General features: G+C 35.9%; 9 protein-coding genes. 3 read left to right on the plus strand and 6 right to left on the minus strand.

What is annotated here, in order from left to right; all coding sequences use genetic code 11:
• Positions 1–112: 112 nt before the first annotated feature.
• Together IQ209_RS15385 and IQ209_RS15390 are read right to left on the minus strand one after the other, a co-directional pair.
• Positions 113–511 (minus strand): hypothetical protein, encoded by a 399-nt coding sequence (locus IQ209_RS15385; RefSeq protein WP_193852117.1) that lies wholly within the window; start codon positions 509–511, stop codon positions 113–115.
• Positions 508–777, minus strand: a complete 270-nt coding sequence (locus IQ209_RS15390) for a hypothetical protein (RefSeq protein WP_193852118.1) — start codon at positions 775–777, stop codon at positions 508–510. Before IQ209_RS15390 ends, IQ209_RS15385 begins: the two co-directional genes overlap by 4 nt.
• A gap of 87 nt (positions 778–864) precedes the next feature.
• On the opposite strand from IQ209_RS15390, the gene IQ209_RS15395 reads away from it, so the two are divergent.
• Positions 865–1,995 carry an ISAs1 family transposase gene (locus IQ209_RS15395; RefSeq protein ID WP_193852119.1) on the plus strand — a complete coding sequence of 377 codons (1,131 nt, stop codon included), beginning with the start codon at positions 865–867 and terminating at the stop codon, positions 1,993–1,995.
• Here the strand turns inward: IQ209_RS15395 and IQ209_RS15400 are convergent.
• From IQ209_RS15400 to IQ209_RS15415, 4 genes are all read right to left on the minus strand, one after another.
• Entirely contained in the window at positions 1,974–7,010 is a 5,037-nt protein-coding gene (locus IQ209_RS15400; RefSeq protein ID WP_193852120.1) for a DUF637 domain-containing protein, read from the minus strand. The two genes, IQ209_RS15395 and IQ209_RS15400, sit on opposite strands and share 22 nt — an antisense overlap.
• Positions 7,011–7,258: 248 nt before the next feature.
• Positions 7,259–8,215, minus strand: a complete 957-nt coding sequence (locus IQ209_RS15405; protein ID WP_193852121.1) for a filamentous hemagglutinin N-terminal domain-containing protein — start codon at positions 8,213–8,215, stop codon at positions 7,259–7,261.
• Between the two features lie 20 nt (positions 8,216–8,235).
• Positions 8,236–9,927, minus strand: coding sequence for a ShlB/FhaC/HecB family hemolysin secretion/activation protein (locus IQ209_RS15410; RefSeq protein WP_193852122.1), 1,692 nt, complete (start codon positions 9,925–9,927; stop codon positions 8,236–8,238).
• Positions 9,928–10,076: 149 nt separating this feature from the next.
• A complete protein-coding gene (locus IQ209_RS15415) occupies positions 10,077–11,045 on the minus strand; it encodes a filamentous hemagglutinin N-terminal domain-containing protein (RefSeq protein ID WP_193852123.1) in 969 nt (322 codons plus the stop codon).
• 667 nt (positions 11,046–11,712) lie between these two features.
• On the opposite strand from IQ209_RS15415, the gene IQ209_RS15420 reads away from it, so the two are divergent.
• On the plus strand, positions 11,713–13,347 hold the full coding sequence (locus tag IQ209_RS15420) for a cyclic peptide export ABC transporter (protein WP_193852124.1): 1,635 nt from the start codon (positions 11,713–11,715) through the stop codon (positions 13,345–13,347).
• Positions 13,348–13,730: 383 nt separating this feature from the next.
• Positions 13,731–16,970: a non-ribosomal peptide synthetase gene (locus tag IQ209_RS15425; protein WP_193852125.1), complete on the plus strand. Its 3,240-nt coding sequence runs from the start codon at positions 13,731–13,733 to the stop codon at positions 16,968–16,970.
• Positions 16,971–17,002: the final 32 nt, after the last annotated feature.

Here is a 17,002-nt window from a genome sequence, read left to right on the forward strand (position 1 = left end):
CTTCTCTGTTATGGGGATAACAGTTCGGATTTTCCCATGAGTAGCATTATTGGCAGAGCCAATTTGCTGCTGACCACCTCCGCAGGAGGTGGTATTCAGTTATGAATAAATGTTATTCTATTTCTCTAATATAATACTTTTCCGAGCCATACCAATGTATAGTTTTGTATTTTTCCGATATAAGTTTTTTATCATTTTTGTAATAATCCATGACTTCTTCAGGGGACCAACTACGACCACATGAAAAGAGAGCGTCTTCTTTGATTAATGATTTAATTATTTTTATTTTTTCTTCTTCCGTATCTACTGATAGTTTCATAAAATTTGCAAAGGGATCTATATAATATCTATCATTATCCTTATAGTATTCTCTGATTTCATCAGTTATTAGAAAAAAACCTAATAATTTCATCTTGTTAACCAAACTATCTCCATTTTTTGTAACCATAATCCTCAAAGTATCAGTAGATATATCTTCAACAATAATTGAATTTTCAGGATATCTGCTCATTGTACATTTACCTTTAATATGGGTGTAGTTGAGGTTGGAATTGAGTTTATCACCATTTCAGGAGCTCCTCCTGGTAAGTGTTGACCAAGCCCGAGAAAATTTTTATTACCTATAAGATCTGTAGGACTATGAGGATTCATATCACGTATACCTTCAATTTTACGAATATTAAATCCTTTCAGTAATGAATCAGCTACTAAACCCATCTCTTCTTCTATTTGTTTGGCAACAGCTTTAGAAATAGTAACTTCCCAGGGCAAGATCACGAATGTTTTTTAGCCAAAAATGAAATAGGTTGCTTCGAATAAAACACTGTGATCTTATACTCTCTTTTGAGAGTGAAAACCTATACCATGTGCCTTGAGAACTTTACCCTGCACTTTTCCGCGATCCAAGACCCTCGTCAGAGTGCGAAAATCGCCTATCCTTTATTTGACATCCTGTTTGCGTCACTGTGTGCCGTGATTGCTGGCGCAGAAGGCTGGAATGATATTCAGGAATATACCGAAGGGCATCATGACTGGTTCCTGAAGCAAGGCATGTTCAAAGACGGTGTCCCTGTTGATGATACGTTTGCCCGCATTATTTCGCGTATTAATCCGGAACAGTTTAACCACTGTTTTATCAACTGGATGCGTTCAGTTCATGAACTCACCCAAGGCGAATTAGTGGCCATCGACGGTAAAGTATTACGGGGTTCTTATTCGCCTGAAGAACGCTTTTCCCCCCTCCATCTGGTGAGCGCTTATGCCACCACGAACAAACTGGTAATGGGCCAGATTCGGACACAAAAGAAGTCCAATGAAATCATGGCCATCCCCGAGCTGATTAAATTGTTAGACCTAAAAGGGGCGCTGGTTTCTATTGATGCCATGGGGTGTCAAACCCAGATAGCTCAGGAACTCCTTGATGCCGGAGCGGATTATTTGTTCAGTGTCAAAGATAACCAAAAACATCTCCACAGGGCGGTTCAAAAGGCATTGGAAGCCCAGCGTATTGTGCCTTCGGTAAGAGAAAAAGTCTCGTTAGAACAAGCCCATGGACGCATTGAAATCAGGGAGAGTCATGTTATCAGCGCCGATACACTCAGGGCGGAATTCCCCGCGTGGCCGGAATTAAAAACCCTCGGTGTTGCCATCGGTTACCGGCAAGAAAAAGGGCAATCGCCGAGTCTTGAGTATCGCTATTACATCAGCTCAGCGACATTGACAGAAGAAATCTTCGCTCAGGCCGTTCGCCACCATTGGTGTATTGAGAATAATCTCCATTGGGTCTTGGATGCGACTTTTCACGAAGATGATTGTCAGATTTATCGAGAAAATGCCGCGGAAAATATCGCGATCCTGAGGCGAATTGCATTGAATATGTTGAAACAAGAAGGCAGCAAATTAAGTATAAGAAAGAAACGCATGCGAGCCTGGATGAAAACTCAATTTCTGGAACAAGTATTACAAGCAGGATTTCATAATTTGGGTGATATTTGAGCATTCATGCGGTTGCCCTGAGTAACTTCCCCACTTTCCACTCCATTGAAATATTTAAGGGCACCTTGTTTGTCGGTAATAAAAGTACCATACCTTCCTATTTCAGAATAACTTCTATCTGCACTTATGGGATTCATATTATATCCTACATTATCTTTTAACATTTGGTGTTGACGTGCCCTAGCTTTTTCTACCATATCATTTAATGCATTCCAGTAACCACCGGAACCATCTTTTAGTATGATAGATTTCACAGCTACTTTATTAAGAATTCCCTCTCCTCGTAATACACCTAAAGGTATTTTAGCCCCTGTTAAAAATGCTGCCACATTCTCTAAAGATTTTTGATCACCTTGGGCTGCTTTTGCTACCGTTGATTTAATACCTTCCCATGCATAACCATTTCTAATAGAGTCAAATGCATTTGCAACAGCTTGATCCTTTTTAGACAAATCACTTCTTGCTCTATCACAATAATTATTTCCAGTTGCACAAGTTACTAAGGCTGCTGCCGCATCAAATGCAGTATCTAGTCCAGCAATTCCCAGATTACCTGTTTCAGACAAGAAAATTAATACACCATTAACCATTGAGGATGCTACATTCTCGCCCATCTTTTCACGAACTAGAGCTTTTACATAGTTTGTATCTGCTTCAAGCGCCTTTCTAGCTTTATCTCCAGATAATGAATTAAATTCAATAGCTATTTCACCAGCATGAGCTCCACTATGAACACCTTCTGCGGTTCCTGAAACAAGCCCTCCTGCAATACCTCCAACTATTTTAGTTTTAATTAAACCGCTAGTCGTATCTTTGTAAAAATTATCACCTAAAGATAAAACTGCAATTTCAGCAGCTAGTGCTCCAGCCGCGGCAGCTTTAGAATCATTACCTCCTATTTCAGCCGCTAAAGCAGAAATTGCAGCGTGACTAATTAATTTTCCAGGTATTCCTAAAGTAGGAGTATTTTCTGCAACTAAATTAGCCCCTTCTGCATGCAACTGGTCAGCAACAGTAGATAACAAGGCGGTTTTAAAATTATCTTTAAAACTCTTCCCACTAATTGCTGTATTCAAGCTTGACTTAATTAAAGTTTGTCCAGCAACTCGTTGAGCAGTTTTAATCCAATCAGTTTTAGTTAGTAAGGGTAACTTAGCTTTATCAGCACCTCCGGCGGCCTTAGTCCAGCCCATTGCAGAATCGAAACCAGCTAATGCTCCCCCAACTACCATTGAAGTGACTACAGATTTAACTGTGTCACTATTACCCAGGTCTTTAAAGACCTTAGAAAGGTTACCCTCATTTTCAACTACTGAAACTGCTGCTTTACTGGCTGCAGCCGCCATACCCGCAGTGATTGCCCCTTGCGCTGCTGCACTACCACCCGCTAATGAAGCTGCTGCTGGAGCTGCATATCCCGCAGTTACTGCCGCAACAACGACTGCAATGACTGCCCCAACAACAGGATTTAAATGTTTATTAGTTTGATTCCATTCAGTGTAGGCATCTTGGACTTTGCTCCATTGAACATCGCTACGTTTATTAATATCTTTGATCCAAGACATGCCCGGCTCAGTACTTAGTAAAGTAACGGCATCTTCTAAAATTTGATCATTTTTGGCTTTAATATCGGATGTAATGCCTTGAGCTGCATTAACTGTAAGTGTTCCTCCTACATTAACTTGAGGTAAAATCCATTTATTTTCTTGATAGCCTTGATCGTTTTGTTTAATGAAAAAACCCTTAGACACTGTAATGGTTTGTTTAAATTTATTAGCTTCTACAGCTTTAAAATTAATTTTTCCTTTTAAACTAGTTAAATTAGTATTTTTACCAGCCTCAATTTTACTGGCTTCAAAAGTACTATCATCTCTACTTAGAATATTGATATAACCTGTAGAGGCCGAAAACTCAGTCACTACTGGAGTCGTTGTTCGATTAATTTCTTTGATTTCTTTTTTCTTTCCCCACCAGTTTCGTTTTGTGGCGGTTGATTCATAATATACAGTTTCATCTAAAGCCTGAGCATATAAATATCCGCCTTTAGCAGCTATATCCATAGTACCAGAAGCCATAGCTTCTCTTAGAGAACCATTTGAAATATCTGCAAGATTTCTTAAACCTTCAACAGCTAATTTAGTAGCTTTGAATAAAATACTTCCTTCTGAAGTTATCGTTAATAAACCATTAGCTCCTAAAGTTGTTCCTTTATGAGTTACATGCTCATAATTATCATCTTTCATAGAATATTTTCTATTAAGAATGGAATCGAAACTAATATTATTTCCCGAAGTTACAGTAAGATTTCTTCCAGATATCAAATCAGTGCCTTGGGTTGAAATATCTCCATTAGCTACCAAAGCAAGATCTTTATCACTTTTAATAGACGTTATTAAATTAGCATCAAGAAAATAATTTGAATCTGGATCTCCTCTACCATAATCTTTAGCAACAGATACTAAATGATTTCCAGCTAATAATGAAGTACTTCCCTTAGAGTTAATTTGAGCTGCTTGTAGTACGAGAAGTCCGCCAGAATTTATCGCTATATTTCCAGAATTAATAAATGTAGTTAAGTCTTCTACATTACCCCAATCAAAAGCATATCTTTGATTAAACTTTTTCAAACCTATTGCAATGCCTTTCCCGGCATTTAAATTAACACTATCAGCTGCATCTACTTTTACTAAATCATTATTACCGCCACAATTATTTGCTAAGCCCCCTAAACAATTTATCTGCACACCAGCCAAAACCAGATTTTTACCCGCAGTCATTGAAAGATTTTTAGCAAGAATCGGGCTTCTAAGATCAAAAGGTTCTTTAAGAATTTGTTTTGATATCTGTTCATGAGCTGGGCTCATGATGTAATTTTTAAGTTCTTTATCATTGTTTTCAATAGTAATATCTTCATTTGCAGAAAATATTATATTTTGGGTTTTACCAATAAGTTTAGTATTCTCAAAAGTAATATTTTTTCCAGCTGAAACAATTAAATCTTGTAAAGTACCGATAAAACCAGCTATCGCATAAGGCAAATCAGTATAAGATTTAACCATAGAATCTTCATCACTGATACCATAAACTTTAACATTCCCCTCTTTAGCAATTAAATTAGCAGATTTTGCATATAGTTTAAGTCTTCTAAGATCAATGTTATTACCTGCTATAAGGGATACTTCGTTTTCTGCCCTTAATTCACTTTTTATTGCATTTATATCAGTATTTGCAATAAATTTAAGATCGTTATTAGCTTTTATCGCACCATGAACATTGATTTCATTAGCTTTCAATACAACGTTATTACCTTCAACAGAAATTGAATCGTCATTAGCATTATTCATTCTGTATGCATATTGATCATCCGTCCTAAAATAAGCATCATCAAGCTGTACAGTATTTATATTAACTGACTTATTAAAATCTACCACCAAATTATTTTCTGCTTTTATCTGGGGGGTTATTTTTAAATAAGGATTAGGTTCATAATACAAGCCGTTGATATAAGAATGATTTAAGTCTTGTCCAGTAAGAATTAAATCTTTTTTAGAGGAAACATTACTAGTACTATTCAATATATCAGCATAAATATAAGAATTACCCCATGAATGAAGCCCTTCTCTAGAAAATGCCAATTCAAAACCTTTATTTTTAGAAAAAGCATCATTATAGTCTGTTAACCTATCAAATTTAGATATTGCTTTATTTTCTAAACATTTAGTTCTAACTATTAGATCTCCACTATTAGTGGTAATTCTAGCCCCGATATTTTTAACTAGATCAGATTTATCTCCCCGAACGTTTTTTTGAATCCATAAGTTATTTCCGGCTGAAATTGAAGGAGAGCTACTAAAATCATTGAAATCACGCTCATTTCCGTTTGTAATGACACGTCCTAATAATCTTAAATCGTTTCCAGATGTTAGTTGAATATTATTTTCAATTTTATTTTTACTTGCTAAAGTAATGCTACCTCCAGCACTTACTGATTCAAGTCTAGGAGAAATTTTTTCATTATCCTTAGCGGTTCTTTTATCTAAAGAACCTATAATAATATTATTAGCCCCTATATTTAAATCTGTTTTAGCTAAAATATTTCTACTCTTAGTTTTATCATTGTTGAATTCACTCACAAGGCTTACATCACCATTAACATTTATAGTAATGTCTCCTTGAATACTCCGTAAATCATTTAAATTAACACCAACACCATCTTCGGTAGCTAATATATTTATTTTATTAGCATACATACCACCCAAGGTTTTAGTATCTACTGCTAACCTTGGTGAATTTCCTTCACCTTTAATATTACCAATTAACATACCATTTTGGTAATTTATTTGATTAGTACCTTGAATTATGGTTAGATTAGTTGGCTTTGCTTGAATTTTACCATTTAATTCTAAAGCTCTACTAATGATGTCGATAGAACTTAATTCACCTAAACTACCATCTAAACCTTCGCCATTAATATTAATTTTCCCTTTATTTACTTTTAAAGTATCTAAAAATCCTTCACTATTTAGAGTAGGTTTACCGGTAGTTAATGTTGCATTAGATAGGTTAAAAAATCCGCAGCCATCACAAGTAATTCCATTAGGATTAGATATCATTACAGCGGCTTTATCACCAGCTATTTCTAATATACCCTTAAGTTGAGATTGGTTTCCATTCGTTACTTCATTGATAATTAATTTTGCAGTTTTATTTGTAAAATTAGGGTTTTTATCTAAATCCCCTATTATTTCAGAAGTTACTTGTCCCAATGAATTATTTAATATCAAACCTTGCTCTTCAACATTAAAATTTTTATAAGTATTGTAAGAGACACCAGCATTATTAGGTTTAGCTATATTAATAACTGGTACATCATCAAGTATATCAACTTGAGTTTGAGAATTATTGGGAACTACTGGATTTGCAAAAGCTGAATTGAGAGGGTATATACCTATTAAGTATATAAGCAGATAGCAGAGTATATTTGAATATTGATTGGGATTATCAGATTTTTTCATAATTTTTCCATTATAGTATCTTATAATCTCAATTTTTAATAAACAACCTTTAAAAACTGAGAAGTATAACTAATAAATATGTGCATGCATATTTTATCCGTTTCTTACAATTAATATCGGGTTACTTATATCAATTAATAGTGTATTATTTCAGTTATTTAATCCTTCCTTCTATATAAGTTGATTTTTACAATTGAAACCCATTTGAAATAAATGGGTTTCTTTAATCTAACTTGAAACATTAAATTTTATAGCCCTACTTGAACCCAACCACCATTATCTGACCATTGATATTTTATGCCTTTATGAGTAAATTGAGGAGTTCTTATATTAATCATATCTCCCCTAAGAAGTCCTTTGATATTAACGTTATTACTATTAACGGCATCTATAGTAAGTTGATTTTTACCATCTAAATCATTAAAATTAACACCAGCTCCTCTTTCAGTAATTTTTACCATAATTCTATTAGCATATATACCGCCAAGATCACTAGTGTCTATTGAAAATTCAGGCTTAACTCCTTCTCCTTCAATTGCATTATAAGCAAGTTTTTTCATATCAACCAAAACACCTCCAGCATTGATACCAACAAAATCTGCTTCAATATCACCATGAATTTTGAAAGATCTACCAAACATATTAAGATAGTTAACATTAGTACTATCTATACCATTTTCGCCAATAATAATTTCACCTTTAGTTACCTTTAATGCAATCGGATTCCGTTTCCTATCAAAATCGAAAATCCCAGTACTAATATTAGCTTCATGTATATTATTAAAACTAAGCCCGTTAATCATAACACCATTGGGGTTAGCTATCATTACAGTGGCTGGGATTCCAGCCACTTCTAGTTTTCCTAAAAGTTGAGATTGATTACCCCCAACTACTTCATTTATAATTACGCCTGCTGGTAGTGTTCTAAAATTAGGATTTTTATCTAACTGACCTACTAATTCAGAAGTTACCTGTTCCATTGCATTATTTAGTACTAATCCCTGCTCTCCAACATTAAATTCTTTGTAAATGTTGCGCGATACTCTTGAAAGATTAGGAGCGGATATATTAACAACGGGTATATTGTTAATGTTTTGAACTTGTGTTTTGGAATCATTAGGAATTACTCCATCTGCGAAAGCTGAATTTGCAGTTACTAAAGATATAAAAAAACTTAGTATAACCAACTTAAATTTGATAGTCATATAGCTATTTCCTTATGTAATTAGAAATTAATTGAAGCAGACCAATATATAACTAAATTATCCGGTTTAAGATATTTAGGATAATTTAGAGGTTTTCCAATTGTAATTGAATAATTACTTATACTATTATTTAGAGTTAACCCTAATGAAGTTCCTGTTAAATTACCTCCTTCTGAAGATTTAGCTATTTCTTCTTTAAGCCAGCCAGTATCCAATGAACCGTTCAAAGAAAATTCACCCAATTTTGGAATAGTTATCATTTTCCAATTAAGTTCGTTTCTCCAATATCCTCCAGAATTTCCTGTAATATATCGTTCTTTAAATCCTCTGACCGAATACACCCCCCCTATAGACAATCTTTCACTAGAATAAAGATTCTTTAAACTATATTGCCCATAAGCAGAAGTAAAATAATAAATGTCGTTAGTTAAAGGTTTGTAATAACTTAGACTACCACTAAATTTATGAAATTTACTTTTAGGTGTATTTTTAAAATTATCATCTTTAGTAGCCCCTAATGTAGATAACCCTTTGGTTATTGTAGGATTAAATCTAAAATATCCTCCTAATAAAGCAGAGCTGTAATTAAAACCCAGATATAAAGTATTTAAATTTGCTCCACTAGATAATTTATAATCTCCTAGAATATTTTCAGTTTTACGGGAAGTAAAACCGGCATTCAAACCTAACTTTTGTTTCCCATCTCTATATAAAGTTCTATTTGCTGATACAGAATGTGACCGACCTTTACCTATATAACGTAATGCCCCGAAATAATTTATAGGGATGTCTTGATATGATTCGTTTTTTGAATATTGGTAATTAAATAACCAATAACCATAAGGAATACTTATATTTGAAGAAATGTACCAAGTTTTATGATTACCTTTGAAATCAATATCTTTATTACCGTAAAATGACCAAGAATCAGCTAAGCGTAATACATTATCTAACTGTAAAGAAACATTAAGCTGATCTCTACCTTTACTTTTTTGTCCGCTGTTATCTAAACCCAAACCTATATTTAAAGGTAATCTAGATGAAATTTTTTCTAATACAATATCAGAATACCCTACTTTATCAGAAGGTCTGATATCTATTTTAACTTGATAAGATTGTAATCTATTTAATTGATCTAACCCTTGTTCAATATCTCTTAAATTAAGTATTTTTTCTTTTATATTGGGAAAAACCATTTTTAATTCTAAAGGTTCTTCATTATCAATAGTTATTCTATTAATCTTGCCTTCAACAACTGTGATGACAAGATTACCTTCACGTATATCAAATACATCTTGCTGCCTTAAAAAAGCTCTTGAAGTAATAAAACCTCTTTCCATATAATAAGTGGATATTTCATCAATTAAAGAAGAAATATCTTTAGATGTCATACACTTGAAAATATTTTTCTTTATTAAATTTTCTTGATTTGATTTTGGAAAATGTAAGGCGTTATTAATAGAGATACTAGTAATTATTTGACAAGGTAGATTATTACTTAAAATAGGAGATTCTTTTGATTTAACTACTTTAAGATCTGAACCTAGGTCTTGCTGTTTCTGAGAATCACTTAATATATTTTTTTGTTTTTGTTTAAGAATTTCTTGATCTACGGGGTTAATATTAGATAAGTTATAAGGTACAGCTATAGTTTTCGAAGAAAATATTAGAATTGTATAGAGGAAGAGTTTGATAATTTTTTTGATTGTCATTTGCTTTATGATCTTATTCTGATTTTTTGAAAAATTAGAATTATGTAGAGTAAATTTTTACATAAAGCTGACATAATCCTAACCAAATGAAATTTATAAGGATGTTTATCGAAAAAGCCCACTTAATTTGGTGGACTTTTTCTGCTTATTTATTTATTAAATATAGTGCCGTAGGGATTTCCATCTTGTATAAAAATTAGCCCTTCACTAGATGTGATCTGTACATTATTTTGAGTAAAATGTTGAGGAGCAAAGGATGAGATATGTTTTTTACTCTTGATATCGCTAATAAATCGTACCGGACCACTAGATATTATGGAAATGCCAATGTCATTATTTCCAACACTTTGTAAATTACCTAGATTAATACCAAGTCCATTTTCAGTAGAGGATATCTGAATGTTATTAGCATACATACCACCTAGAGCTTTAGTATCAATTGCAAACTGAGGTTTGTTTTTGTAATCTGTTTCATTACCACCTGTTTGTATAAAAAGACTTTTCGCATTAATTTTACCATTCAATTCAAGAGCTCTACTTATAAGAGCAACCGAATTTGCACCAGTGGCATCTAATCCTCTTTCACCAATAGTAATTTTACCATTAGCTACCTTAGTACCTTGTAATGCTCCATCTGGTCTTAGAGTAACTTTACCGGTATTTAAACTTATACTATCTGAATTAACAAAACTGGCTCCGTTAATTACAATGCCGTTTTGGTTAGATATTAATACATTAGCTTTATTACCAGCTACTTCTAGTTTCCCTAAAAGTTGAGATTGATTACCACCAACTACTTCATTAATAATAACCTTAGCAGAATTACTCAAGTTGGGATTTTTATTTAAATAACCCGCTAGCTGAGAGTTTACTCCATTTATAGAGTTATTTAAAACAGCTCCACGAGTTTCTACGTTAAACTCTTTATAAAGATTATGAGAAACTCCAGCACCATTTGGATTAGCTATATTGACAACAGGTACATTGTTAACATTTTGGACTTGTGTTTGTGAATTATCTGGGATTATTGGATTAGCAAAAGCTGTTATACTTGCAAAAGAAATAAAAGAACTTACTAGCGTTTTTGTGAAAATTTTAGATTTCTTAAATTTTGTCATGATTTAAATTACCTTTATTAAATAATGGACACATACTATTTACTTAATTCATCCCAATCTAAAAGGAATGTTTTTATGATTAAATAATCAAGTTATGAAATTATATTTTCGTTATCATTGGTAACTATAAATTAACATCATTAAAAGTAAATCAATGAAAATTAATTTTAATTAATAAAATCGTTTCATGTTTCACATTTATAATTAGTCATTAGATTAAAAAAATATAATTAGTCATTAGATTAAAAAAAGCATGCCGAAATTAAAATTTGATAGCAAATATAATTTCATCATCAGGACGATATAGTGAAGAAAATGTTAACAATATCCCGATCTATAATCCTTAACTAATTCCCATTTACAAAAAAACGTGATGTTTATCCTCTTGATTCTCTTTTGCCTGTTAATAGCAATGCCATTCCTTCTCTTTTCCCAGCCCAAAAACCAAGCTCTTCTTCTAGACTCCAATACTTCTTATCATCATTCAAATAACCCATCTATATAATCACAAATAGTTACCATTAACATTGAGAATTATATTTATTAATATTGCCATGCCATAAATCACGCTTGCAGTTTTATAAGAAAAAAATAACCATAGTGGATTGAGTAAGCAGATATATGAATTTTCATATTAATTATAACCTTCGACAATGGCTTGTTTTTTATGACTCTAATAGCTTATTTATATCGTCAATCTTGGGTATTACTGTTGGTATCGACAATAAGCGCATTAATTAGTGGGTTTGCCGGTGCTTCGATAGTCGGGATGATCAGTCAAGGAGTAACAGAAGAGATTAACCTGATTACATTTCTTTGGAGCTTTTTTGGCATCTGTTTTATTTTTTTTATTACTAAAACCGTGTCAGAAATTACATTATCGCATTTAGCTCAATCCACAGTTTTTTCATTACGTCTAAGTTTAAGTGATAAAATTTTGCGGGCACCACTCAAAAAACTGCATAAACTTGGGCGGCACGGTTTATTGGCGGTTTTAACCAAAGACGTCGATGTTTTTGTACACTCCTTTATGTTAGCCCCCTCTGTTTTTGGTAATATCACCCTAATCATAGCCTGTTTTGGTTATTTAGCCTGGATGTCCTGGCAATTGTTTCTCATTTTAGCGGCACTCAGCCTTATCGGTATGTATGTGTTTTATCTGTGGGAAAAATATCCATTACAATTAATGACAGATATGCGTGATCAAATAGATAAAATATACCTTAATTTCCAAAGCCTGATTGATGGCAGTAAAGAGCTGCAACTCAATAAACAAAAAGGAAATCTTTTCATTAATAAAGTGATTGCGCCTGCCGCCAAAGTATTTCAGGAGATCTGTATTAAAGCGAACTCCAGCTATGCCTGGGTGATTAATGCCAGTTCTGTGACATTTTATGTCATGATTGGTATCATTATTTTCGTTGTCCCGATTTGGCTTCCCCAAGAACCATCAACATTAGTGACTGTATCGCTACTTGTTCTCTTCTTATCCGGCCCAATTAGTGAAGTTATTGGCGCCATTCCAGAGCTGAGAGAGGCGGAAGTTTCATTGAATAAAATGCGTCGTCTTGACAGCCAACTGGAAGAAGCCCTATCGGTACAAGTTGAAGGCATCAACCCATTTAACAAGCAACAATCAATCGAGATTGAACTGAAAGATGTTGTCCACCATTACACCACGGATAAAGATGATCGCCAGTTTGCACTTGGCCCATTAAGTTTAAAAATATCGCAAGGCGACATTGTTTTTATCGTCGGTGGGAATGGTAGTGGGAAAACAACGCTCGCCATGTTGCTTGTTGGCCTGTTTGAGCAAGAATCCGGTACTCTCTCATTAAATGGTGTGCAAGTAACACCAGCGAATAATGAACATTATCGTCAACATTTTGCTGCCGTTTTTTCTGATTACCATCTATTTGAGCAGTTACTCAATAGCGATGCGAATGTCACCGAAAAAGCAACACATTATATTGAAGCGTTAAATATGGCACACAAAGTTAAAATTGTTGATGGCGGATTTTCCACCACAAATCTTTCCGCTGGTCAACGGAAACGACTGGCTTTAGTTTCAGCTTACCTGGAAGATCGTCCTATTTATCTGTTTGATGAGTGGGCAGCCGACCAAGATCCCGTGTTTAAACGCTTATTCTATACTGAGCTGCTGCCAGAATTAAAAGCCAGAGGTAAAACTGTCCTGGTTATTAGCCATGATGATGCTTACTTTAATATGGCTGACCGCATTATTAAATTAGAAGATGGTCATATTAAAGAAGTTGATCATAAGGACCATTATATTCAATAAAATGAAATAAAGATTACAACAAAGAGCCTAATAAAATAGGCTCTTATTTCACGTTATATACCCCAAAAGCTTGAGCAACAAAGTGAACAAAAAAATCACCAATGGCAATAAAATTTATCACATAATACCTATAATAAAATTAGACACATTAGAAAAATATTATTAGAAATGTGTAATAGAATTATTTAATGTAAAATTATCTAATTTTGTAATAAACATAACTTTCTCATCAGCAAGAAGGGATTAAATAAATATAAAAAATAAGACTGTTCTTTTTTATTAGAATGGTCAGCTATTTTTATTGTTTAAGCCCAAGTGTGATTTTTTGTTTTATCAGTTCTCATGTTTTTATTTTTAATGTACCCATAAAAGGGAGCTATAGAATGAATTACCCTGAAAAATTGAAATCATTCCCTTTATCAGAAGCTCAACGCAGCCGCTGGTTTCAATATCAAATTGACCCTGACAAACGCGGTCAAAATAATAGTGCATTTTGTGCTCACATTAAAGGATTAACGGCTAAGCGTTTAGAAGAAGCTCTCAATAAATTGGTACAAAGACATCCGATGTTGCGGGCAAGTTTCGGACTATACCACGGCGAATTAGGTTATTGCATCGCAGACAGCGCTAAAATCACACTTACAATACATGATGCCCAATATCTTAGTGAAGAAACGCTTAAACAGCGTGTTCAAGACGATTGCTGGCATATGTTTGATCTAGCCCATCCGTTGCGGGTTTATGCCAGCTGGTATCAGCGCAATCAACAAGAAAGTGTCATGGTCTTGACTTTTGATCATCTGGCCGTTGATGGCTGGTCTTATTGGATGCTGTTAGATGAACTTGATGCTTTGCTTTCTGCAAAATCCCTGGAACCCGCACCAGAAAAGCGTTTCCACAATTATGTGGAATGGCAACAACAATGGCTAAAAAGCGCCCGCGCTAAAAAGCAACAACAATTCTGGCAAAACACATTAGCGGGTGATCTAGCTGTCTCGCAATGGCCACCTAAAAACAGCACCCTGCCCGCCACAGGAAAAATATCGTTCAAGAAAATCATTAACAAATCACTGACACACAAGCTGCAAGCACTGGCCCTAAAATATGATAACAGCCTGTTTGCTGTTTTTCTGGCTGCCTACCAAATTCTTCTGAGCCGTTATACCGAAGTGGATGACGTCATTATCGGTTCTATCTTGCCGGGAAGAGGCCGTGCTCGTTGGGGGAAATTAGTTGGTGAATTTATCAATCCGGTTGCTTTGCGCTGCCAGATAAACAGTGATATGACAGTGCAAGAACATATCACACAAGCGACTAAAACCATCCGGCAAGGTATTGAAAACCAGAAATATCCGTTCACCAAGGTACTGGAACAACTGAAACTGCAACGCAATGCAGAAGTTCATCCCGTTTTCCAGACAGTCATGATATTCCAAAAAGCCAGATATACTGGTGATCTAACCACCCTCTGGATGGCGGAAGATGACGATGTCACAGTACAGTGGGGAAATGCAGAGTTGCGGTCTTTCTCATATCCTCTCTATGCCGATGTTCCCGTACCATTGATGATAAATGTCTTAGAATCCGGTGAGCATATTGGTTATACCTTTTATTACGACACTGCAATATTTGATGCAGCATTCATCTCCCAGCTTATGCAAAACCTTTTGACTCTGCTGGAAGCGATGGTAAACGACGAACAACAGACAATTGATCGTTTGCCATTGATGGATGAACAGGCACGTCAGCAAGTCCTTCATGATTTTAACAATACGGATAAACCCTTCCCGCAACACGCCTTAATCCATCAATTTATTGAGCAACAAGCAGCACACAACCCAACTGCCATTGCACTGCTATATGAGAATACGCAACTCAGTTATATGGAATTGAATCAGCGGGCTAACCAGCTAGCTCATGCCCTTGTCGCAACGGGAATTCATCCCGATGATCGCGTCGCCGTTTGCATGGAACGTAGTTTGGATATGGTCATTAGTCTGTTGGGGATTTTAAAAGCAGGGGCTGCTTATGTGCCACTCGATCCGGAATATCCCACAGACAGGCTCGCTTATATCCTGTCAGACAGTGAACCTGTGATCCTGCTAACCCATCATGGCTTGCAAGAGCAACTGCCCATAACCGAAATTCCTGTCTGGTTTTTAGATAATTCCACCGTTCAGGCCAATATTGCCCGCCAGGATGATGATAACTTAGAATCTTCTCATTTAGGGCTAACATCGCGTCACCTGGCCTATGTCCTCTATACCTCTGGCTCAACCGGACTACCCAAAGGGGTAATGAATGAGCACCGCGGTGTGGTTAACCGTTTGCTCTGGGCACAAGAGACTTATCAATTAACCCCGCAAGATCGCATCTTACAGAAAACGCCGTTTAGTTTTGATGTTTCCGTCTGGGAGTTCTTCCTTCCTCTGATGTCTGGTGCCCAATTAGTGATGGCTCGCCCCGGCGGTCACAAAGAACCACACTATTTATTGGAAGAGATAGAACGCCGTCATATCACGACGATCCACTTTGTGCCCTCCATGTTGCAAAGTTTTCTTCATTACATTCCAGCCGGGCGCTGCCCTTCCCTACGCCAAATTTTATGCAGTGGGGAAGCGCTGCCTTATGCCTTGCAACAACACTGTCTGTCGCACTTGCCTCACAGTGCACTGCATAATTTATATGGACCGACGGAGGCAGCCATTGATGTCACGGCCTGGCAATGTGTTCCGGATCGCTATATCGGGCAAGTGCCGATTGGACAGCCTATTGCCAATATCAAAATCTATATTCTCGATACCTACGGAGAACCCGTTCCAATGGGTATGGCGGGGGAAATTTATATCGGCGGAGTGGGTGTCGCCCGTGGTTATTTAAACCTGCCTGAATTGACCGCTGAGCGTTTTATTAACGACCCATTCAATGCCGATTCTGATGCTCGTCTGTATAAAACTGGCGATCTGGGACGTTGGCTACCGGATGGCAGTATCGCCTATCTGGGACGCAACGACTTTCAAGTCAAAATTCGCGGATTGCGTATTGAGCTGGGTGAAATTGAAACCTGCCTGATCCAGTGTGCGGGCATTCGTGAAGCGGTGGTGGTTGCCCGTGACAATGGACCCCATGACAAACGACTGGTTGCCTATTTGATCCCAAATCAGGATAGCACACCAAGCATTTCTCAACTGCGTGAGCAATTAAGCCGCACTCTCGCCGATTACATGATACCGACTGCCTTTGTGATGATGGAGGCGTTTCCTCTCTCGCCAAATGGCAAACTCGATCGCAAAGCTCTGCCTGCTCCCGATCACGCAGCTCTGTCAAGTCGTGAATATGCGGCTCCAGAAAGCGAAACCGAAACGCAGTTGGCCGCCATTTGGCAAACATTATTGGGGCTGGATCGGGTTAGTCGCTATGACAACTTCTTTGAGCTAGGTGGTCATTCTCTGTTAGTGCTACAGCTACAGTCGCAAATAAAACAAACATTTGATGTTGAATTATCTATTCATCAACTGTTTTCCCACCCAACTCTCTGTCAACTTGAAGAATGCATTATTGACTCTCTATTGCTGCAATTCGATTCAGAGTCTCTGCAAGATGTTTATAAATCAATGAATTAGATTTTAATTTACCTTGTTTTAAGTGGTGATAA

The sequence above is a fragment of the Xenorhabdus sp. BG5 genome, assembly GCF_015163665.1.
GTDB lineage: Bacteria > Pseudomonadota > Gammaproteobacteria > Enterobacterales > Enterobacteriaceae > Xenorhabdus.